Raw genomic sequence first — 22,172 nt, 5'->3', positions numbered from 1 at the left:
TAGTTGTCCATGATGTTTCTCCTCAGGTGATTCCGCTATTTGATGCCTACCCGCCGACGCATTTCGGCAGTGATGGTTTGCCGGGTGGTCGGCAGGTCTGCCCATGGATCGCTGTCCAGCTGTCCGAGGCGTGCATGAAGGTTGTGAATGCTCCAGACATTGGCACCTTTGATCTCAAGCAGCTCCTCGCGAAAGATGGGTACTGATACCGGAAGGCCCTCCCGCGTGCGGACTGAGTAGGCGCTGATCGTCGTAGCGCCCAGCCCATTGCGCAGATAATCAATGAAGATACGAGCCACCCGATTTTTCGGGCCAGAGACGGCTGAGAAGCGATCAGGCAGCAGTTTGGCGATGTGCTTGACGATGGCGTGACTGAAGCCTTTTACAGCCTCCCAATCGGCTTTGGGAGTCAGGGGCACCACGAGATGAATACCTTTACCGCCGCTGGTTTTGAGAAATGACTTCAATCCCAGTTCATCAAGTACTGCCAGGGTAAGTTGGGTGGCTTCCACCATGCTCTTCCACGGCAGAGCGGGATCAGGGTCGAGGTCGAGCACGAAACGGTCGGGACGCTCCAGATCTTTGGAGACAGCGTTCCAGGTATGCAGCTCCATCGCGCTCATCTGCACGGCCCCGATCAGGGCTTCGAGAGTGTTGATAAGCATGACCGGATGGCCGGTGTACTCCTTGCCCATCGTTTCGATGCCCGGGATTGCCAACCGATCAGCGTTTTTCTGGAAGAACAACTCGCCGGTAATGCCTTCGGGCGCCCTGACCAGCGCGACAGGGCGCTGCGCTAACTGCGGTAGCAACCAATCGGAGACGCTGATGTAGTAGTCCGCCAAGTCACGCTTGGTCGATCCGGTAGCGGGATCAATGATGCGCTCGGGGTGGGTTAAGCGGATCTTTCCTGATGTCGACCGGGCAACGGACTCTGATTGTTGAGTTGGGGCAACCTTGGCGGTTTTGCTTAGAGCAGCTTTCGCATCCGAGGGCTTGTCGACGTCTGACGGCGGAGCAGGGCGTTCTTCAGTGATGGATTTGGCCGGCTTATCCGTGCGTAAACCGTGGAACACGGCGTGTCTGACTGAGCCGTCCTTCGTGATCTCAGCGAATGCCACTTCGGCCAGCAACTGAGGCCTGAGCCAGTGCACACCCTTGGCCTCAAAGCCAGTAGGTGGATTGACCACGGTCGATTTCTTTACTTCCAGCGGGACGAGCTGATGAAAGAGGGTGTTCAGCGTCGCTTCGTTGAAGCCTGTCCCGACCTTCCCTGAAAAACGCAGTTCGCCGCTGTCGGCATCGTGAAGCCCTAGCAGGAGGGCACCGAATTTGTTCCGAGCGCCCTTTGGTTCGGTGTAACCAACGACCACGAACTCCTGCCGGCGCTTGCACTTAAGCTTGATCCAATCACCGCTACGCCGCGACACATAAGTGCTGCCGACGCGTTTGCCGATCAGGCCCTCCATCTTCATCTGACAGGCGCTGTTGAGCAGAGCGTCGGGGGCTTCCCCAAAGTCCTCGGAAAATCGGAGTATTTCGTCCTCGCTGGCCTCCAGCACTTTGGCCAAGGCAGCGCGCCTTTGTTCGACCGGCACCTCGCGTAAATCCATGCCGTTGAGAAAGGGCATGTCGAACAGGTAGTAAACGATATTGCCGCTGCGCTCGGACTCGAACGCGTTCTGCAATGCCTGGAAGTCAGGGACACCGTCCTCGTTGGCGACCACCATCTCGCCGTCCAGCCAGGCAGAGGCCAGCCCGAGACTGGCGATGGCTTCGGCCTGGCGCGGGAGCTTGTGCGTCCAGTCATGACCATTGCGGGTTAACAGTTGCACCTTCCCGTCATCCACCCTGGCCATTACCCGATAGCCGTCGAACTTGATCTCGTAGCGCCAGTCGCCGTCGGGGGCTGACTCCACCAGCGTCGCCAGCTCTGGTTTAAGAGTGTCAGGGAGGTCTGCGGCCTGTGCCCCCTCAAGCTCGGCTTTCGCAGGCCTTTTCTTGCGTGCTGGCACTTTCTCGACGGGTTTTGGCTCGGCGCCTTTGCCACCTCGTTTCCTGGCCACGATTGTCCGTTCGCTCAACACGCTGTCGGGCTTATCCTTGACGATGTCGTAATCCGATTCAGCACGGGCAAACTCGTCCTGATGTTTGATCAGGAACCATTGCTCCTGCTTGCCGGGGATATGGGTCTTCACCAGGTTCCACACACCGCCAAGCTTCTCGCCCTGCAACTCGAATTTCAGTCGTCCTTTGGCGTACGCTTCGGCGGGGTCTGACAATGGTTTCCAGATGCCCCGATCCCACACGATGACATCGCCAGCCCCGTAATGACCCTCCGGGATGCTGCCTTCAAACGTCGCGTAATCGATGGGGTGATCTTCGACATGCACGGCCAAGCGTTTTGCTTTGGGGTCAAGGGACGGGCCTTTGGGTACGGCCCAGCTCTTCAACGTGCCATTCAGTTCCAGCCGAAAATCATAATGAAGCCGGGTTGCGTCGTGCTTCTGAATGCAGAACTGAAGCGCTTGATCGGAAGCCTTTCGCGTCGAGCCACGTTTGTGGTCGCCGCCGCCCGATGGCTCGGACGTTGCGTCGAAGTCACGTTTGCGGTTGTATTCTTCGAGGCTCGAATGGGTGTCGCTCTGAGCTGGCGGCGAGGCAGCGGGTTGGCTTCTCTTCCGGGTTTTCTTTTCCGGTTTCTGTTGCGCATCCCCGATGCGAATCCAGGTGGGTGCGTGATCGCTTGCGTGCTCTTCGCCGCGCACCCAAGCGTCAACGCCCGCATCTTCCAGACGTGGCGCCAATACTGGGTTGAGCAGGAGGTGGTCGATGCGCAGGCCAGAGTTTTTCTGCCAGTGCTGACGAAAGTAATCCCAAAACGTGTAGACGCGCTCGCCCGGATACAGGTGCCTGACCGAGTCGATCCATCCTTGAGCCAGCAGCCGGCGATAGCATTCGCGACTCTCGGGCTGAAGCAGGGCATCCTTGAGCCATGAACGTGGGTTGTAGATGTCTTCGTCAGTCGGCACCACATTGAAATCCCCGGCCAGCACGACAGGATGCTCGCTGGCCTGCAATGATTTCGCGTGCTCGATCAGGCGTTCGAACCAACGGAGCTTGTAGTCGAATTTCGGGCCGGGCTGAGGATTACCGTTGGGCAGGTACAGACAGGCGACAATGACGCCATGGGCTGCTGCCTCGAGGTAGCGCGCCTGGGCATCCTCCTCTTCCCCTGGCAAGCCCTTTCGGATCAGCAAGGGTTCGGAGTCACGGGCCAGGATGGCGACGCCGTTCCACGAACTCTGGCCCAGGTGCACAGAGCCGTAGCCCGCTGCTTCGAGGTCGCTGTTTGGGAACGCTTTGTCCGGTGCCTTGAGCTCTTGTAGGCAGACGATGTCAGGCTGTTCGCGCTCAAGCCATCGCAACAAATTGGGCAGTCGGGCACCGATGCCATTCACGTTGTACGTGGCGATCTTCAGGTCTTCCACCTTTGCGTACCTTCCAGCAGTCCGAACCTACTCATGTGAGGGTTAGCGGGGGGAAGGAGTTCGCGATTAATCTCGGGGGAATGACATCGCGGCGAAGTGCATCAGTGCAGAGAACCCGCCGAGCAAAATCCACAGGGTGGAAAAAATCCCAATGAGTTGACCATAGGGATCCTCGACCGAACCACCGGCGTCAACTTGGCGGTGGGCGGGATTGATGTCGCTACATTGGGTACCAGTCGTGCCATCTCGGAACGGATAGGAGAGCTCCGAGCAGAGCTCAGCGCCATGCCCCAACCGAACACGCACCTTCCGCCCAAAACTGCCTGATCAAAAAAACAGGGTGATCGCGCATGCGCTTAAACACTTGGCAATATCGATTTCCTCGTCGTTCCATCAAAGGCGTTAACGCCCAAAAGTATGAGAAAACAGTGGCAGAAACGTTCACTCGAATTGACTCATCGGGGCATGTAAATAGTGATAACTACCACCTGTCGGTAAAAGATTTTTCCTTTTCGAACCCTCGCCGTTTGCGTCGGGTCGAGTAATTAGCACCCCACGTAAGGGTTGCGCTTATTTCACCTGACGTCACCAGACGAGGATAATGACATGGCGAGTAGAAAGACGGTCGATGATCTCTTTATTCACGAACTATCTGATGTTTACAGCGCCGAAAAACAGATCACCAAAGCACTGCCACGACTTGCTCGTGCGTCCACTAATCCCAAGCTCGCCGAGGCGTTCGCTTCACATCTCGAAGAAACCCAAGGCCAGATCGAACGCATTGATCAACTCGTCGAGCAAGCCGGACTGAAGCTCAAGCGCATGAAGTGTGTTGCCATGGAAGGTCTCGTGGAGGAGAGCAAGGAACTGCTCGATGAAATCGAGAAGGGCGAGGTGCTGGACGCCGCGTTAATCGGGGCCTGCCAGAAAGTCGAGCACTACGAGATAGCGAGCTACGGCACGCTCATCGCGATGGCCAAACACCTTGGAATGACGGACGCTGCCAATCTCTTGGCCGAAACGCTGGCAGAGGAAAAGGCCGCCGATGAGAAGCTTTCGGTCATCGCCGAAGAGGGCGGTAACCAAGCGGCGACGCTCGCTAAAAAGTGATGGACTGCGTCATCGCCATTTCGGTGCCGCGAACTCACTTTGAGACTGAAACTGTACAAAACTGAAACTGTGTATAAGTCGAGCATCGTGAGTTTAGGGTCGGCTAAGCAGCTTTATGTTTGAAGTTGATTCTGATGAGTAAACCTTGAGCGATATCGGGTTTCGGCCCGAACTCGCCTTAAAAAAGCTACGGATGGGAGTAACAACATGTTCTTACATAACAAACGTTTGCAATATACCGTGCGCGTCGCTGAGCCTAATCCGGGTTTGGCCAATTTACTTCTGGAGCAATTTGGTGGAGCTCAGGGCGAACTGGCGGCTGCCACTCGTTATTTCACCCAAGCGCTCGCCGAGGAAGATCCAGGTCGCAAGGATCTGCTGTTGGATATCGCCACAGAAGAGCTGAGCCATCTGGAAATCATCGGGTCGATCATCGTCATGCTCAACAAGGGCGCCAAGGGCAAGCTAGCCGAAGGCGTTCAGGCTGAAGGCGAGCTCTACCGCGATATCAATGGTGCTGGCAACGATTCACACATTACCAGCCTGCTTTATGGGGGAGGCGCGCCCCTGGTGAATTCAGCAGGCGTTCCTTGGACTGCTGCGTACATCGACACCATCGGTGAACCGACGGCGGATTTCCGCTCCAATATCGCTGCAGAGGCCCGGGCCAAGATCGTGTATGAGCGCCTGATGAATGTCACCACCGATCCTGGCATCAAGGATGCGCTGGGGTTTCTGATGACTCGCGAAATCGCCCACCAGCTCTCGTTCGAGAAAGCCCTGCATTCGATCCAGCCCAACTTTCCGCAAGGCAAGTTGCCGGGCATGCCGGAGTTCACCCGTACCTATTTCAGCATGTCCAATGGCGAGCCGAACGTGCGTGGGCCCTGGAACAGCGAGACCGAGTTTGAATATGTCGAGAACCCTCATCCGGCGGTGGACGGTGGTGACGGCACGGCATCGATCACGCTGAGTGAAGATGACTCGGTCACGCTGACCATGCTGAAGGAACGTACCAAATCCGATCTTACATCCGACCCGGTAACCGGCGCAGACCTGGGCTCTGGCCTTGGCCAAGGCTCCGAGAAGGATATCGACCCAGCGCTGTAATTCTCTCCTGGCGGCAGCGCCAGTTGCTGCCAGTTTCGCAAATTCAGATCAGGAGATCGCTCATGGCCTCTGGTTCTCGGAATCTCTCGACCAACAGCCAAGGTGTCGGAAGTATCGAAGCGCATGTTTCAAATGAGTTTGAGCGTTGTGCTCGTAGCTTTGACTCGCAAGCCAATGCCTGTGCGCGCGGCCTACACACCGCATTGTTCATTCAGCGCTTTAAACAGGGATTGCTTTGCCGGTCGTAGACCGAGCCAAGCTTTTGCTCCACTGGATCGGATGCGCAGATAATCGGAGTAAGAACGTCTTGGCTCCGAGTCAGTCGGCTAAGTTGATTGATTCAGCCCGGTATCGTTCTGAGTAAAAGATCGCCGGATCACCGCTGCCAGTCGTTCGCAGTCTTCGAAGTACTCTGCCGCATGTCGCTTGATAAAGATGGAACCTTGTCAGGGCGAGCTTGCCCACTTCCTATGCGACTCATTGATGCAACAGGAGGAAATGATGCCCAGCTCTGACGGAAAGATACGGTACGCCGTGGTGGCAGGAGGTTCAATTTCGCAGGGCGCTTTCATGCCTGGGATTGGCCAGACGGACAATTCGATGATGACAGCCTTGGTCACAGGCGATCCGGTCAAGGCACAGGATCTGGCATCGATCTATGGCCTGAAGTCTTATACGTATGCTGAATACCCCGAGCTTCTGGCTTCCGGGGAAATCGACGCTGTCTACGTCGCGACACCGAATTTCCTGCATACCCAATATGTGATCCCAGCGCTTAACGCTGGCATCCACGTTCTTTTGGAAAAACCCATGGCAACTACCGAAGCCGAATGCCGGGAGATGGTGGACGTTGCAGAACGGACGGGCGCAAAACTCATGGTCGCTTACCGGCTGCATTGTGAGCCCGGGACGCTTGAGATGATTGAACGTGTGCAAAAGGGCGAGTTCGGTGACCCTCGGGTGTTCACGTCCACCTTCGCGCAAGTGGTTAAGGCCAGCAACCACCGTAACCAGAATGGTTTCGCCGCTGGCCCCGTGGCCGACATGGGGCCTTATCCCTTGAACATGGTGAGAAAGCTTTTCAACGCCGAGCCCATCGAGGTCATGGCATTAGGTTCAAAGACGCCAGGCTCCCCGCTGGATTCGTGGGACACAGTGACCGTCTCGTTGCGTTTCCCGCAAGAGCGACTGGCCCACTTCACCGTGAGCTATACACTACCGGACACTGAGCGCTTTCAGCTCCTCGGCACCGAAGGCGAGATCGAGGCATCGCCGTGCTTTGGGTATGGCGAAGGCGTTGCGATCAGTTATCGGGCGACGGTCAACGGCGAGACCACTGAACATGTTCATCCGGTTGTTGATCAGTTCGCTGGCGAGACCTCGTATTTTTCCAGCTGCATTCTCAATGACCTGGCACCTGAGCCTGATTGCGAAGAGGGATGGCGAGACGTGAGGGTTGTGATGGCGATTGAGCGAGCACTCAAAACTGGCCTACCGCAAAAGCTCGAGCCGCTGGCACCCAGGTCCCAGCCTCGTAGCACGCAGTGCCGAAAGCTGGCACTGGCCGATGTTCCTCCCTACATCAATACCGAATCGCCGACCGAGTGATAAGGCAAGCCGATGCGTGGTACTTATCCGGGCGTCGGCTTGCCCACGGGGAGGGGTAACCCATGCGCACATGGGCCGGATCAAGTTCCGCGAAGCGTCGAGATTAACGCTTCCGGCATTGTCTGCAGATCACCTACAACGGGTCTGGCAAAGAGATAGCCCTGCATGAGATCAATCCCCAACGCCAGCAGCGTGTCTCGTTCCTCCAACGTCTCGATGCCTTCAGCCACGACGGTGATCCCTAGTCGTTCGGACACAAGGACGATGCCCTCGACAATGGCGTGGCGTACGTTGTCTCGATCAATGCCGCGAGTAAGTGCCATGTCGATCTTGAGGACATTCGGCTGAAACATCGCTAGGAAATTCAGGCCTGAATAACCTGATCCGAAGTCGTCGATGGCAGTGGTGAATCCTTGGCGCTCGTACTCATGGAAGATGGATTTCAGATGTTCAGGGTCATCGACTCGCTCGCCTTCGGTTACCTCGAACATCAGACGCTCAACTGGGAAGTCAAACGTGCGAGCGGCCTCCAACGTGGCTCGGATGCAAGTCTCGGCCCTGTACACAGCGTTGGGCAGGAAATTAATACTGAGCTTGCAGTCTGGGATCGACGGCAGACCTAGCCCCGCTGCGAGTTCGATTGCTCGTACTCGACACGCCTGATCAAAGCGGTATCGGTTGTGGTCATTCACCAGCCCCAAGATGTTTGCAGCAGACTCGCCGTTCAAACCTCGAACAAGGGCCTCGTATGCGTAAGGCAACCCGGTTCGAATATTGAAGATCGGCTGGAAGGCCATTGTGAAGCTGAACCCCAGATCTTCTAGATTCCGGCATTGGGCGCAGCTGACTGACTTAAACGGGGGTAATTTGAGGTTCACAGGCGCTCCTGATACAGCGGCCATCCGATGCATGGCCTCCGTTCGGTAGGTGTTGCAGAATGCACAACGGATTGCATTAACGGGCGATCGCACAAGCTCGGATTCCGGTGTTGCAGGCTCCTGATGTCAACTAGCGAGGTTTTAGCTCGAATGGAAGCTGCGCCACGAATTTCTCTGCATCAATCGTCTCTTTGGAGCACCAGCGATTCCTCCCTTTACGCTTGGCTAGGTACAAAAAAGCATCTGCCGATTTGAGCATGGCCGCCCCGGTTGTTGGCTCCTTGTCTGGAGCGGCAGTGGTGATGCCCGCACTGGCGGTCACTATCTGGCAGGGGTGGTCTTCGTGCTCGATGTTCAAGTCTCGGATGGCTTGCAGTATCTCTTCTGTGACTTGACTGGCCCCGGTCGAATCGGTGTCGGGCAACAACACGGCGAACTCTTCCCCGCCATAGCGTGCAGCAAAATCTGCGGGCCGTTTGAGGGTTTGCTGGATCGCACGTCCGACCTGTTGCAGGCAGTCGTCACCGGCGGGATGGCCATATCGGTCGTTGAAACGTTTGAAATAGTCAACATCAAGCATTATGAGCGCCAATTGGGTTTTCTGGCGACGAGTTCGCTCGATCTCCTGATTCAATGTGATGTCCAATTTCCTCCGATTACACAGCCCGGTCAGACTGTCGGTTAACGCCATATTCTGGACGGCCAGGTGTGCACTACGAACCTTGCTTTCCAGGACGAAGCGCGCACGTAGTTGAGTCAATACGATCGCGCCAAAGCCGCACTGGCTTGCAACCAAGGCCAGTAGGACTAGCCCGGTTTTCATGAGGTCGTGTTGCCAGGGCCCTACGAAAGAATCTCGTGACAAACCAGCCTCGACCACCAAGGGATAAGAAGCCAAGGCTTTGTAAGCATACAGACGTTGAGTATTGTCGATGACCGCTGTGACTTCGGCAATACCTTCATCCGACTCGGGAAGGTACCGTGTAAAGATCTCGCTCTGTGCCAGGCTCTGATCCGTAGCGGGTGACACAAAGGGACGACGAACAAGGACGTGGCCACTTCGTAATGCCAGTACCAAGGCTCCTTTGTCGTCAATCTTGAAATCCCCGTAGTAGTCGAGGAAGTAACTGACCTTGATGGTGCCAAGAAGCACGCCTGCGAAGGATCCGTCGGGGTTGTTCAACCTGCGCGAAATCGGAATCACTAGCTCACGAGAGGAGCGGCTTTTCACGACCTCTCCAATAAGGATGCCTCGACCAGAGTGGGTGCGATGGTAGTTGAAGTAATCTCTGTCAGCATTGTTTGCAGTTTCAGGGGTAATGTATTGGTTGGTGACAACCCAATCTCCGGTCGGCCCGTACACGAAAATGCCCTGCAATTGCGGCATGATTTTCGTCTGTTGATCGAGGAGGGCACGAATCCTGGGTATATTGATGTGAGTCAATCCATCACCCTCAACGCGCTCGCGCAGTTCGGCTGTGATTACGTCCACTTGTCGCACTGCATCCTCTGCGTGCTGAGCGGTGGCTTGGGCCAGATTCTTGACGGCGTCTTGAGCGGTGGCGTAAGCCTGGCGATAATCCCGCCATGCCCTCCACCCTTCTACTCCCATAAAGGTCACCACCATCAGAAGCATGAAGCTCAGAGTCAGTCGAAACACTGCGGACGCGCGGCGTCCGCTTGGCATCGAGGCCTCGTCGAGTAATTCTTCTGCATGAGCGAATGGTTCGCTGCGTCCTGGCATTAGGCCCCCGGTGGGCTATTCCCGTTGAAACATCAAATCTGGGCGCTGCGTAGCTTGATCGACGCCCTGCAGATTAGGAAATCAGCGCAACATATCGTTGGGCTGTTCCATGGCGTGCTTTCTTCATAAGCACAGAGCGCTGTACTCGTGGTGGAAGTTCAAACATCGGAGCGGATGCGTTACGAGCCGAGCCATGCTTGTTAGCTTTAGGTCTGGTTAGGCAACGATGTCCATAGAATGGGAGCAATCCGCATACGACATCGTTCCCTCTATTTGCCGTTCAGCCGCCTCACGAGTCCAACAGGATAAGGGGAGCGTCGAACAAATCAGGGAGCGATCGATGTACAAGATTCAGAAGTTCGGCGAGTGTGTATTACTGTCAAGACGCTTGCTGCTGAGTGGTTGCAACTCAATTCTCTACGGGAAGCGGGCTAAGGAAAGGTTGGGCTTTTTCGTATCCGCTCGTTTTTATGACTCGTCTCCCGCGTCGTGTTGACGTCCCATTCCTTGCTTGTCGTCTCGTGAAATCTGATCGGAACGAATTCGGTCAACGTCGAGTCAACCGTTTTCGATAACCCGAGACCGGTAATGCCCATGAGCCAGATGATCGATGACCTGAGTGAGTCGCTGACCGACGATCTCTATCGGAAGACGCGCAACCAGATAAATACGTTTATCAATGAAACCAACGCTTTGCTGGCGGCAGGTGATGTGCTGCGTGAAGACCGGACTCGTCTGGCCCGAGCGCGCCTGGCTGAGTTCTTGAGTCGGACCGAGCCCCCGGCCCCGGCGGCGGATGCAGCCCCCCCGCTTGCACAGGCAGCGGTCAACGCCCGGCGTTTTGTCGAGGCGCATCCGTGGGCCGCAGTGGGGGCGGCTGCGGGAGTGGGGCTGATCGTCAGCCTCTGGCTCAGGCATCGGGATTGAGAGGGCTAGAGAATGCGTGGTCGTGGTATTCCTACGATGCGCCGCAATGCCAACGGTCTATTCTGGCCAGGCAGAGTGTATTTCAGTGGCGCTCGTCTTGCTGACAGACCGATGCTTGACGCTCGATGTGTCATGAGCTTGAGAGGGGCGGGCGTTGGTCCTGCGAGGGAGAAGTGGTTGACGCAGCGTTGCAGGGGGGAAGGTATGAGTGTGGACGAAGAAGCGGTTCGTCAGCTTGCGCAATTGATTTGGGAAACGGAGGGTCGGCCTCAAGGCCAGGAAGACCGGCATTGGGAGATGGCGACGAAGCTGGCCGAGTCTGCTGCGATGGCCCCGACCAAAGGGCCGTACCGGCCTAGCGTCGATACGTTGTTCCCTGAGCCGGATCTTGACGGGGAGCCCGAGGGCGAGGTCGGGCGTTAAGGCGTGCTGACGCGCCAGTCGTCGTCTTCGAGCCACTCATTCCAGCGGTGTTCGGCTTCTTGCGATGTGTCACCTTCGGGGTGAGGCTGCAGAGGGCAGCTTCGCTGCTGGGACTCGCGGCGTGAGACCTGTTCACCCACTCCTGTTGTTCAAGTCTGCCCGGCTTGCAGTTCGTTCAGCAGTGATTGGGCAAATCCCTCGGAAGCAATGAAGTCCAGCGCCTCCCTCAGCTTTGCCGTTTCCTCGGCGCCAAACGTCTTGTCGAAAATGGTCGAGACGCGCTCGGAGATTTTCCGTGCTTCCTGGTATTTTTGCTGCCCTGCGGCAGTCAGGAGCACTCGTCGGCTACGGCGATCCGTTTCATCGATCTGCAACTCGACCAGTCCGTCGCGCACCAGTGGTTTGAGGGTGTGGCCGAGGGCCGAGAGGTCCATCACCAACGCCTGGGCCAGATCGCGCATGCGAGGTTCATCGCTGCGAGCAATTTGCGACAACAGGGAGTATTGGGTGGCCTTCAGACCGCACACCACGAAGGCTTCGTCGTAGATTTGACCCAGACGGCGGGAGGCGCGGCGTACTGAGCCATTGGTACAACTGCTCGCCACGACCGGGTCTGAGCTGGGTGTCGCACGTTTCAAGGCCGGATTACTCTTCGCACGCTGTAGGTACGGCGATTATGCCTGCCCGAGCGAGGCGGACAAGGTTTTTCAGGCCGCTGCTCGGGTGACACGATGACGCACGTGCGATCAGGCTTGCTGGCCTGCGAACCGTTGTTCGGTACGTCGTGCATCGACGATTGCCCAGTACCACATGCCCAGCCCGCCCAGGGTCAATGCAGCGGCGGCATAGCCCGTGGCCGGAAGGCCGAAACCCATGGAAATCACGATTCCGCCGACCCATGGACCGATGGCATTGGCCAGGTTGAACGCGCTCTGGACCAATGCCCCGGCCAGTGATTGGGCGTGAGGGGCAACGTCCATCAGACGGGTTTGCAGGATGGCGGCCAGGCCCACGCCACAGCCGATGAAAAAGACCAGCGGGATCAGCAGCCACAGATTCTCGGTGGCGGATGGGTAGAGCATCAGCACCAGTGCGGTGAAGCTGAGGGAGATGCCGGCGGCGCGCATGGTGGCGCGATCCGCCGCCCACCCGCAGACCAGATTACCGACGGTGGTCCCCAGTCCGAAGACGGCCATCACGATGGGAATCATGATGCCCGACGTATGAGTGACCTCGATCAGCGTGGCCGCCAGATAGGTGTACACGCAGAACACCCCGCCAAAACCGATTCCGGCGATGCCCAGGGTGAGCCAGACCTGGCGGGAGCGCAATGCACCCAGCTCGCGCAGCGGGCTGGCGTCTGCCTGGGCTGGAGAGATCGGGGCAAAAGAGCGGATCAGCGCGGCAGTAACGGCCGCCAGTACGGCAACGATCGCCAGCCCCCAGCGCCAGCCGACGCTTTGACCGATCCAGGTGGCGAACGGCACTCCAACGATGGTGGCGATGGTCAGGCCGAGAAAGACGCGAGACACCGCTTGTGCGCGCTGATTTTTCGGCACCAGTGACGCGGCCAGCAGCATCGCGACGCCAAAATAGGCGCCATGGGGGAAGCCGCTCAGGAAGCGGAAGAACACCAGCCACGGCAGGGACGGCGCGATGGCGCTCAGGGCATTGGCGATCCCGATGAGTGCGGCCAGTCCCACCAGCAATGCGCGACGCTCCAGCCGGACGCCCAGTACCATGATCACCGGGGAACCGACCACCACGCCCAGTGCGTAGGCGCTGATGGCATGGCCCGCCAACGGCTGGGTAATCTGGAAATCACCGGCGATGAAGGGCAGCAATGTCATCGAAGCGAATTCGGTGGTGCCGATGGCGAAAGCGCCCATGGCCAGGGCAAAGAGCAGCCAGCCCATGTGGAAATCGTGTGGGGAATCAGTCTTGGTCATGTAGGAAAGGACGCGATGTTTTGTAGGATCAGCATCCTGTTATACCTGAAACCGGTTTCAGTTCAACCCGAAACCGGTATTTGCGTTGCAGATTCGCCTCACAAAGCCATCAGGCGAAACGCTGCATTCTGGTTTGCAACATGGCCTTCACGTCAGGCCATTCGTCATCGATGATGCTGAACCGCACCGAGTTGCGCTTGCGGCCATCGGGCATGATCCGCTCATGGCGTACGATGCCCTCTTGTGTGGCGCCGATGCGCAGGATCGCTGCGCGGGATTTCTCGTTGAGTTCGTCGGTGGTGAATTGCACCCGCACGCAGTGCATGACCTCGAACGCATATTCGAGCAGCAGGTATTTCATTTCGGTGTTCAGGCCGGAACGCTGAACCGATTGCCCCAGCCAGGTGTGGCCGATTTCCAGCTTGCGGTTCTTGCGGTCGATTTTCCAGAAGCGGGTGCTGCCGACGATCTGGCCGGAGTCGCGACGCACGATGACGAACGGCATCACGGTGCCTGCTGCTCGTCCGGCCAGGGCGGTGGCGAGGTACTGATCGACCGTGGAAGGTCCCGGAATGACCGTGACCTTCATGTTCCACAACTCGCCGTCTTCGGCGGCGCGCACCAGGTCCGCTGCATGCGCTGCCTGAAGTGGCTGCAACGCCACAGCGTCGCCCGTCAGCGTGACCTGTTCCGTGGCCGTCATTTCGGTGCTCATGCGCAGAAAACCTTGTGTCAGCCTTTGGGTTTATTGTCGGGCAGAGGAGCGCCTTTGGGCCACAGCATCCAGATCTGCCCTTGCTGTTTCATGTTGCCTGCCAGTTCACCCGCGGCATCGCCCGTGCCCCAGAACATGTCGGCGCGCACTTCGCCCGCGATGGCGCCCCCGGTGTCTTGCGCGGCGACCGGACGCACGAGGGGTGAGCCGTCAGGGCGGGTCGACGACAGCCACAACAGGCTGCCCAGCGGGATCACCTTGCGGTCGATGGCCACGCTGTAACCGGCGGTCAATGGCACGTTAAGCGAGCCGCGAGGGCCTTCATTGCTGTCCGGGCGCAGGGTGAAGAACACGTAGCTGGGGTTGCTGCCCAGCAATTCCGGCACGCGCTCGGGGTGGGCGATGGCCCAGTCTCGAATCCGTCCCATGGACACTTCATCCTTGGTCAGTTGGCCCTGTTCCACCAGCCAGCGGCCTACCGGTTTGTAGGGGTGACCGTTCTGGTCGGCGTAGGCGATGCGCAACTGACGACCGCTTTCCAGTTGCACGCGGCCGGAGCCCTGGATTTGCAGGAATTGCAGGTCAATGGGGTTTTCCAGCCAGGCGAGCACCGGTGCATTGACGCCTTTCTCGCCGATGGTGGCGGCGTCGTCGTAGGGACGCAGTACGCGACCGTCCAGGCGCCCACGCAGGCGCTTGCCTTTCAGTTCCGGGTAAATGCTGTCCAGATTGACGATGATCAGGTCATCCGGCACACCGTAGATCGCCACCGGGTGCTGGTCGTTACGCTGTTCGCTGCCTTTATAAATGGGCTCATAGTAGCCCGTGATCAGGCCGTTGGCGCCGTGTTCCGAAGAGCGCAGGCTGTAGACCTGTAGTGCGTTCTTGAGGAAGTCGCGCACGGCGGCAGGGTCTTGCGGTACTTGCGCAGCCTGCGCGCAGGTGGCGCCCCACACGGGGTCTTTCGCCAGACGCTTGCACGCCGAAAACCAACTGTTGTAACCGGCCATCAGGTCGGTGTCGTTGACCGCCGGTAGTTTGTCCCATTCAACGCTGACGTACGTAGTGGCCTCGGGTGGCTTGGGCTTGGGAGCACCGCCGTCACAAGCGGCGAGCAGGGCGATCAGCGGAGCGAGGCAGAACAGAAAGCGACGCCAGTGCAGGCTTGGGGTCATCACGCGGGGTGTTTCCTGAAAGCAAGTGAAGTCGGCTAGCTTGGTGAAAGGCGAGGGCGGCGTCAAATGTGTGCGCGCTAAAAAGACCACGAATCATGCTTCGGTTAGTGGGTGCTCAGCACGCATTTTGCGCGCCTGTCGCACTTTTTGCCGGTTTGCCGCTCTATGCATGGCCGGGACGCCACGATCCGCGTGGGGTCCAGTTCGTTGAAGCGTTGGATTGATGGTTTCTGTTTCCTCTTGTTTCCACATGCGCCGCCGTCTGTGCGTACCTCTCGCGGCGTGCCTGTTGGCGCTCTGCACGGCGGGTTGCACCCGTCAGGACGGGCGCGACATGGCGACCCAGTTCAGTGAAACCCGACCACAGGAATTCTTTCAGACCAGCGTTGACCGAATGGCCACCCTGGCCATGCACGACAACCTGCAAAGCCTCTATCTATTGATGAACAAGCTGTATTTGCGAAATCCGGCGGAATGGCGCAAGTCGGGTTTTGTCGATGCCCGTTCGGCTGAACGCAATGTGCGTGAGGCCATCGAGCAGAAAAAGCCGCTGCCGCAATTGGGTAACCGTCGAGACCTGGCAGCCTTGAGTTATGCCTTGAGCCCGGAGTTTTTGGGGGATCGGGTCGGCGCGTTCATCTATGCCATCGGCAGCATGCTGGTGACGGCGCACGGTGGGCGACTGGAATTTTTCATGACCGATCAGATCAATCCCACGTTCGTCAGCAACGCCGCGCGTAACATCGAAAAAGCGACCTGGTTGTTGAGCCAGCGGCAGAATGCTAATGGCGAGTTGATGCTGTTCTCCAACGAGATTTCAGAGGAAGGCAGCAATCTGAGCTTTGCCACTGAGTTCGGAAAGATCGTGGCTCGGCTGGACTTGCTGACTCAGATGCTTGACGAGCGTTATCGCCGGATCGGCCTCAACTATGCGCAAAGCCTGTTGTTCCTGAATTTCCTGCCGGTGCAGTGAAGCAGTACGAATCGTTCGCGGTACACCCTGTGGGAGCGAATTCATTCGCGAGACGGTCGTACATCCGACAGTCATCCATCGAATGTAGGGGCCAATCGCGAATGAATTCGCTCCCACAGGATCCCGTGTTTATTGCACGACAGCGTGGCGTCGAGGCGTCAGTAACTCTCCCCGCGAATGTACTCTTCCATCTTCTTGATCAGCCGCGCCTGTTCGGCGATGGCTTCCTTGACCAGATCGCCGATGGACAGCAATCCCACCAGCTGGCCCTCATCCACCACCGGCAGATGGCGCAGGCGGCCGTTGGTCATGATGTTCATGCATTCACCGACGGTATGTTGCGGAGTGATGGTTTTCACTTCGGGGGTCATGATTTCGCTGATCGGTGTGCCCACCGAGGCGCGTCCGGCCAGTTCCATCTTGCGCGCATAATCCCGCTCGCTGACGATCCCGACGACCTTGGCGCCCTGAACCACGGGCACGGCGCCGATGTTTTTCTCGGCCATCAGCTTGATCGCGTCGATGACCATCTGATCCGGTCTGACGGTATGCACTTCACCGTGATGCTTTTCTTTCAGTTTGAGTAGTTCGGCTACGGTCGTCATGCTGGCCTCTCCGGCGCGTATTGTGAGCACGGCCCGCTGATCGAGCCGTGTATACAGAATCGTAGAGAGATGGCATTCCGGCAAGTTTCGGATACGCCGTACAGATGGCGAAAAGCGTCATGTCGGCGCTGTTCGCCGCCTTTCATGCGTTTTTTCGAGCCGTTCAGCCAATCCGTCTTGCCGCTGCGGGGGCGGTGTGGGCGCGTAAAAGACGAGGGATGTCGTGAGTTTGTTTGACGAATCCCTGCACCCAGTGCACGAATGACACCTCGCTCAGCGTCTCCAATGGCAGTTCGGCGCACAACCGAACGTCTGAACGCTCGTCGAGAGCCAGCCAGCAGCCGCTCATGGCACCCGTGTCGAAGTTCAGGCGCAACAGGCGTGCATGCAGGCCGGGGTCCGGGCGCAGCGCTAGCTTGCAATGCAGGATCGCGACGTCCCCCGATGGCGGGATTTCGATGATGGCAACTTCCCTTTCCTGGTCGAACAGCGCGCACACGCCGTTTTCCAGTCGCAGAGCGGTACCCAGTTGTTTGCCCAGCGCGTCGAGCAGTATGGCGGCGTGACTCATTTTTTGCTTCCTTCGGTCCAGGTCGATAGGGTGTGTGAGGGCATTTAGCGCAAGCGAAACTCACCACTCGCTTCCAGGCCCAGCTCACGAGCTGCGGTGGTGTCACCTTGATCGGCGATGGCGCCGTCGGCCGTGACTTTTTTCGGGTTCAACTGGTCAGCGCCGTACTCAAACGTGAGTTCCCCCATCAAGCGCTCGATGGCCAGGCTGCTGCCGCTCTTGTAACTCACATAGGGCAGGGGAACACCCAGTGAGTCGTCCTTGGCCGCCGAGCGAAAGATCGCGATGCTTTTGATGCGCAAGTTGTCCCGGTCCGATAGCTGGGTTTTCAGCGCTTCATCGGACAGCCTTCCGACAATCGCCGCATCCTCGATGTTCTTTTTCACCGCGTCGGTCACTTCCAGCTTGATCTCGGCCCGGGTCGTGCCCTTGGCGCTTTTCATTTCATCGAGCAGTGCCTTGAGCTGCGGGTCGTCGTTCATCATTTGGTGAATGCGCTCTGCGTTACCCGGGTTGACGTCCTTGCCCAGCATCTCCTTGACCATATCGATACCCCGCTTGCTGACGGTTTTCTGGTCCACGCGATTGACGTTGTTGTGCTTGACCACCATGTCCATCAGCGACATCAAGGCCGAGCCTTTAACGTTGGCCAGCTGCTGACGGCGTGTCTGGGCCAGACTCATCAGGGCCGAATGCTGGGCGTCGTTTTGCGCAGTCTTGCTGCCGTACTGGTCGTGTAGCGCGTTCAGGCGCTCCGTCACGGGCTGGTCGTCACGTTTGTTCTGCTTGAGCTCAGGAAAGGCCTTCTCAAGGCTGCTGGCCAGGCTCTTCACATCACTGGCCTGTACGGGCAGGGCATCCTTGAAGCGCACGTCATAGGTTTTGCCGGTCTTGTTGTCCACCGACAGCGTGGCCGCGATACCAACGGGCGCGCCACCGGCAATGAACAGGTTGTCCGGACGCGCCGAGAAAACGGAGCTGAACATCCTCGCGTAGCCCGTCACGGCGCCTTTTTCAAGAAAGCGTGCACGGTTGCTGCTGTAGATGTCGGTTTGCAAGCCGTCGTTGCCGCGCCCCTGAGTGCGCTCCCGTTCGGCGCTCATGAGCGTCAGGCTGGCCAGCAGGCCGACACCGAAGCGCATGAAACCCGCCACGGGCTCGGCGTCGGTCTGGCCGTAGTTGGTGCGCGACTCGATATTGGCGCCCAGCTCCAGATCGAAGCTGTGCTTGGCGGTGGTGCGCACTTCCTGTTCGACGCTGCGGTTCATCAGGTCCATGGGCTTCAACCCGGTGAGCTCCGGCCGCTGGCTGCTGTGCAGTCGTGTATTGAGCAGGTCGTCCATGAACGCGTCCATTTCATCGTCGCGCACGAAAAAGCTCAGGGCGGTGTTGTCGGCGTATTTGTACTTCGCGTCCAGGCTGCCGCCGAACCAGCCGCTGTTGGATTGAATGTTGTTGTGACTGTCCCCGGCGGTGGTTTTGGTGTCCGATTTGCCGCCGCCAAACCCAAAACTGCCCGTGCCGCTAACGGCGCCTTCGCGGTTGATCGAGACTTTCAGGCCACGGTCAAAGCGGGTGAACGTGATGCCGTAGGTTCGCTCTGGATCGACGGAGCCGCGAAAGCCCAGGAAAGCATCGCCCGCGGGGCCGCTGATGCCCCCGGTCACGCCGCCCCCATAGTTGCGGTTGATCTTCAGACTTTCGCGGGGTTCGAGGTCTCGCAACGCCTGGGTCAGATTGCGGGTGAGCTCGGCGGGGGTGGTTTGTAACCCCTCCAGCACGTTGCGTTTGACCGGGTGATTGTCCTTGCGCATGTATTTGAGCAGGCTCTTGGTCGCGTCGTAGCTGGCCTCCAGCGCCCCATAGCTGCGGAAGCCCGCGTCGGTGTAGCGCTTGAGCGGGTTGCCGTCGTAATCGGTGTTGTGCAAGGCAGCCAACTGGGCGGCGAAGGTGTCCAGATCCGCCTGCGGTCGTCCGGGGTTGGCCGTCAGGTCGTCGACCTGGGCGCTGAGGCGCTTCATGATCTGTGCGTTGGCCGCCAGCCGTGCGCAGAGCAGGGTCTGGTTGTCGCCACGCTTGCGAGAGTCGTCGAAGCTTGATACGGGATCGCGGTGTTCGAGGGTGAAGTTCCGGCTTTGCAGTGTTTCGACCAAATCGCCGAGCGGATCGCCCGGTTTTATGCCGCTGTCTGTCAATACATGGGCGACCTCGTTGAACAGGTCGTTACGCGGAGGCTTGCCGGGCCGGAAGTTGAGGTTGATGTCGCCGCTGTTGTGCAGCGCGCCTTTGGCTTCAGCCAGTTCTCGCAGGGTCTTCTGCATGTCCTCGTTGACGGTTCGCTGGAACCAGGTGATCAGATCGACCAGTTCCGCGACCGGCGGCGACACAGGGGACCGGCTCAAGGTCGCCAGTCGATCGGCCATTGAGTCGGGCGCTTCGGCCGGGCGGGCTGCGGCGGCTGCCGTCAGACCGCGCAGCGTATCGACCTCGCGGGTGTAGACCTCCCGCAACCCTTCGCGCCCTTTCCAGGCGTGCTGGATACTGTCGGCCGGGACCTTGAACGCGCCTGTGGACGCCAGATGCGAGGTGACGTAGTTCTGCGTCAACGAGTTGGGCGCGTAGTTGCGAAGTTTGGCGGTCTCCACATTATTGCGGCCGCCAATATTGGCGCTGAGTTTGACGCCTTTCTTGCGGGTAAAGGGGAGTTCGCTACCCGCCAGGTTTTCAAAGTGGGCATGGGGACGCGGCGCAGCGTCCGCGGCCTGCTCGGCTTCTGCCGAGGCCGGCTCCCAACGGCCGTTCGGTCGGCGGATGTGCTCGCTGACGGCCACGGGATCTTCCGGCGTGGCGCCCGGGACGCTGATGTGCAGCCGCAGATGGCCCTTGTGATCGGTCTTGAGATCTTGCAGGGTCGCACCGGCGGGCAGGCCTTCCAGTGATGCCGTTGCCCAGGCACGAGTGGTCGACATGTTTTTCGGATCAGCGCCCGGACCGGACATTTGATGAAGCGCGCCGTCCTTGAGGGCGAACCAGTCCTGACCCGAACTGCCAATACCGATGATGTCACCGTTGCCCGGCAGGGGAGGCAGTTTGGCCCGCTCGCCGTTCTGATCGTGCAGACGCAGCTCGCCGCCGCTGAGTGTCATGTAACGTTGGTCATTCTGCACAGCCACCTTGTCCACGGTCAGGTGTTCGGCGCCGCGCATGAGGGTGCCCTTGGCTTCAGTGGCCCGTCCGGGCAGCGCCAGGTCAACACCCTGGCCCATGTCATGAGCGGTGGCTTGTGGCGCGACTTTCAGTTGCTTGAGCTTGTTGTCCTTGTCGATCAGGTAGGCGAAACCGTCGTGGGCGGCGACCAGCGACTTGATGTCGGTTTCGCTGGTTTTCTTCCATTCCCCGGTTCGAGGGTCCTCTGCGAGCAGCGTGTTGTCGTGTTGCGCGATACGGCCGCGGGCCAACTGGATCTGTTCATTCAGGGCAGGCGTCAATCGCGGCAGACCGTGCTGGCGGTCCAGCACCAGGGTCTGGCTCAGGTTCCAGCCGGGACGGAAGGTTTGTGAGTGAGCATCCCAACTGGCGCTGTGTTCAGTGCCGCGATGGTCTTTTACCCGTGCGAACAGTTGATTGTTGTCGACGAACATTTCACCGTACTGGTGCCGACCCAGCAGGTTCTGCAAGGCGTCGGAATGGCGTGTATCGGCCAGCGACAACGGTTCAAGCACGCGGGTTTCTTCCTCGGTCGCAATCGCTTCGATCATGTCGTCGGGAATGTTGACCCGGTGCAGCGTGCCTGTGGCCGTGCTGAGCAGCACCTGATTGCCCTGTACGGCGATGGCGGTGGGTTTGTCGGCGGCGTCAGTGCTCAGGGGGCCGTTGGCGTCGGTGAGCGCGTGAATCCCGTGAATGCCATGGCCCAGACCATCCCGTCGTTCGAGGTGCAATTGATTGTCGCTGTCGGCGGTGAGCGCGATAAGGGCACCGTCCAGATGGGCCAGCGCCTGAACCGGATGTTGGAACGCAATCGTCGTGTCTGGCGCACTGAGAGGGCGGATCTGGCCGGCGTCATCGAGTGCGTACAATTCGCCCCCCATGTCATGCAGACTTTTCAAGTCTACAGCGACACCTCGGTCCTTCCAGGTGCCTTCCTCCAACGCGTAGAGTTTCTTGTCGTGGAGTCGGAAGGCATTGCCGTCGGCGTCCACGTGTACCCCTGTGATCTGAGCGCGATGGGCATTGCCAGGCATCGCCACATGGAGGCGCGTGTAGGGGCGGTTTTCACTGCTTTTGAACACTGACACCGCCAGATCGCTCGCCTGGGCATGCAACAGGCGATGGCGGGAGTCCGTCAGCAGGTATTCGGTTTTGCCAGCGACTGCGGGATCGCTCAGGTTCTCAAGCGTTCGATACCGCTCTTGCGTCTTGTTAAGGACGCTGTCCAGCAGTTGTTCCGTGCGATTGGCACGCCCCGGCTCACCGACGATCAGGCGATGGTCCTCCAGTCGCATGGTCAGGCGAGGCGACAGTTCGATCGGCGCATGAGGCGGCGCTGCGACGGGCGGTGCAACGGGGGGCGTCGGAGCCGGAATTTCAGGTGGTTGCGGGGGATCGCCCCGGCCACTGGCATGGGACTGCGCACGTTCCAGTTGCGGCGGCTGGACGGGGGACTGCGCCCGAGAACTGCGCGGGGTGGATGACGCATCTCCAGGACGGGCCTTGAACCCTTCTTTGAGGTGGCGCCCTTTCTGGGCGACGGAATGGCTGAACGCATCCATCTTCGCCCGGAAGCCGAGGCGCTGCTTAGGGCCTTCACTGGAGCCAGCGTGAGTGCTGCCGACCACAGCGGCCACTGAAGCAGAGTGGTGGATTGATGAGGTAGGTGAAACCATGCTGACG

At 58.8% G+C, this 22,172-nt stretch carries 16 protein-coding genes; 6 read left to right on the top strand and 10 right to left on the bottom strand.

Translation table 11 applies throughout. The features are described from left to right. Nucleotides 1–35 precede the first annotated feature (35 nt). Nucleotides 36–3,491: a DNA ligase D gene (ligD, locus tag ACI5GA_RS03580; RefSeq protein WP_421421747.1), complete on the bottom strand. Its 3,456-nt coding sequence runs from the start codon at nt 3,489–3,491 to the stop codon at nt 36–38. A 606-nt stretch (nt 3,492–4,097) separates the two neighbouring features. On the opposite strand from ligD, the gene ACI5GA_RS03575 reads away from it, so the two are divergent. The 3 genes from ACI5GA_RS03575 (at nt 4,098) to ACI5GA_RS03565 (ending at nt 7,319) form a co-directional block, all read left to right on the top strand. Next, nucleotides 4,098–4,601, top strand: a complete 504-nt coding sequence (locus ACI5GA_RS03575; protein WP_421421746.1) for a ferritin-like domain-containing protein — start codon at nt 4,098–4,100, stop codon at nt 4,599–4,601. A 207-nt stretch (nt 4,602–4,808) separates the two neighbouring features. Next, a complete protein-coding gene (locus ACI5GA_RS03570; RefSeq protein ID WP_421421745.1) occupies nt 4,809–5,711 on the top strand; it encodes a manganese catalase family protein in 903 nt (300 codons plus the stop codon). 501 nt (nt 5,712–6,212) lie between these two features. Further along, nucleotides 6,213–7,319, top strand: a complete 1,107-nt coding sequence (locus ACI5GA_RS03565; RefSeq protein ID WP_421421744.1) for a Gfo/Idh/MocA family protein — start codon at nt 6,213–6,215, stop codon at nt 7,317–7,319. A gap of 80 nt (nt 7,320–7,399) precedes the next feature. On the opposite strand, the gene ACI5GA_RS03560 is transcribed toward ACI5GA_RS03565, so the two are convergent. Then, complete coding sequence (locus tag ACI5GA_RS03560) at nt 7,400–8,197, bottom strand: EAL domain-containing protein (protein ID WP_421421743.1); 798 nt, start codon at nt 8,195–8,197, stop codon at nt 7,400–7,402. Between the two features lie 130 nt (nt 8,198–8,327). Continuing rightward, nucleotides 8,328–9,941, bottom strand: a complete 1,614-nt coding sequence (locus ACI5GA_RS03555; protein WP_421421742.1) for a sensor domain-containing diguanylate cyclase — start codon at nt 9,939–9,941, stop codon at nt 8,328–8,330. Nucleotides 9,942–10,535: 594 nt separating this feature from the next. Between ACI5GA_RS03555 and ACI5GA_RS03550 the strand changes: the two genes are divergently transcribed. Both ACI5GA_RS03550 and ACI5GA_RS03545 read left to right on the top strand, forming a co-directional pair. Then, a complete protein-coding gene (locus ACI5GA_RS03550; protein WP_421421740.1) occupies nt 10,536–10,868 on the top strand; it encodes a glycine zipper domain-containing protein in 333 nt (110 codons plus the stop codon). Between the two features lie 204 nt (nt 10,869–11,072). Next, nucleotides 11,073–11,291, top strand: coding sequence for a DUF2934 domain-containing protein (locus ACI5GA_RS03545; RefSeq protein ID WP_421421738.1), 219 nt, complete (start codon nt 11,073–11,075; stop codon nt 11,289–11,291). 149 nt (nt 11,292–11,440) lie between these two features. On the opposite strand, the gene ACI5GA_RS03540 is transcribed toward ACI5GA_RS03545, so the two are convergent. The 4 genes from ACI5GA_RS03540 to ACI5GA_RS03525 all read right to left on the bottom strand — a co-directional run bounded on the left by ACI5GA_RS03540 (nt 11,441) and on the right by ACI5GA_RS03525 (nt 15,130). Beyond that, the gene (locus tag ACI5GA_RS03540; RefSeq protein ID WP_421421737.1) at nt 11,441–11,929 is read right to left on the bottom strand and encodes a MarR family winged helix-turn-helix transcriptional regulator; all 489 of its coding nucleotides are present in this window, start codon (nt 11,927–11,929) and stop codon (nt 11,441–11,443) included. Between the two features lie 108 nt (nt 11,930–12,037). Next, a complete protein-coding gene (locus ACI5GA_RS03535; RefSeq protein ID WP_421421735.1) occupies nt 12,038–13,207 on the bottom strand; it encodes an MFS transporter in 1,170 nt (389 codons plus the stop codon). Between the two features lie 142 nt (nt 13,208–13,349). Further along, nucleotides 13,350–13,955, bottom strand: coding sequence for a GNAT family N-acetyltransferase (locus tag ACI5GA_RS03530; RefSeq protein ID WP_404632608.1), 606 nt, complete (start codon nt 13,953–13,955; stop codon nt 13,350–13,352). 17 nt (nt 13,956–13,972) lie between these two features. Beyond that, nucleotides 13,973–15,130 carry a murein transglycosylase A gene (locus ACI5GA_RS03525; RefSeq protein WP_421425431.1) on the bottom strand — a complete coding sequence of 386 codons (1,158 nt, stop codon included), beginning with the start codon at nt 15,128–15,130 and terminating at the stop codon, nt 13,973–13,975. Between the two features lie 250 nt (nt 15,131–15,380). Here ACI5GA_RS03525 and ACI5GA_RS03520 point away from each other — a divergent pair, with 250 nt between their 5' ends. Next, the gene (locus ACI5GA_RS03520) at nt 15,381–16,103 is read left to right on the top strand and encodes a hypothetical protein (protein ID WP_404632606.1); all 723 of its coding nucleotides are present in this window, start codon (nt 15,381–15,383) and stop codon (nt 16,101–16,103) included. Between the two features lie 158 nt (nt 16,104–16,261). Here the strand turns inward: ACI5GA_RS03520 and ACI5GA_RS03515 are convergent, their stop codons facing one another. From ACI5GA_RS03515 to ACI5GA_RS03505, 3 genes are all read right to left on the bottom strand, one after another. Then, on the bottom strand, nt 16,262–16,708 hold the full coding sequence (locus tag ACI5GA_RS03515) for a CBS domain-containing protein (RefSeq protein WP_404632604.1): 447 nt from the start codon (nt 16,706–16,708) through the stop codon (nt 16,262–16,264). A gap of 163 nt (nt 16,709–16,871) precedes the next feature. Then, nucleotides 16,872–17,279, bottom strand: a complete 408-nt coding sequence (locus tag ACI5GA_RS03510) for a type III secretion system chaperone (RefSeq protein ID WP_404632602.1) — start codon at nt 17,277–17,279, stop codon at nt 16,872–16,874. 44 nt (nt 17,280–17,323) lie between these two features. Further along, the gene (locus ACI5GA_RS03505) at nt 17,324–22,165 is read right to left on the bottom strand and encodes an AvrE-family type 3 secretion system effector (RefSeq protein ID WP_421421732.1); all 4,842 of its coding nucleotides are present in this window, start codon (nt 22,163–22,165) and stop codon (nt 17,324–17,326) included. Nucleotides 22,166–22,172: the final 7 nt, after the last annotated feature.

It is taken from the genome of Pseudomonas sp. Pseu.R1, from assembly GCF_045764065.1.
In the GTDB taxonomy this organism is placed as follows: domain Bacteria; phylum Pseudomonadota; class Gammaproteobacteria; order Pseudomonadales; family Pseudomonadaceae; genus Aquipseudomonas.
Note: the sequence above shows the minus strand (reverse complement) of the source record. Positions and strands in the feature narration are given on the sequence as shown.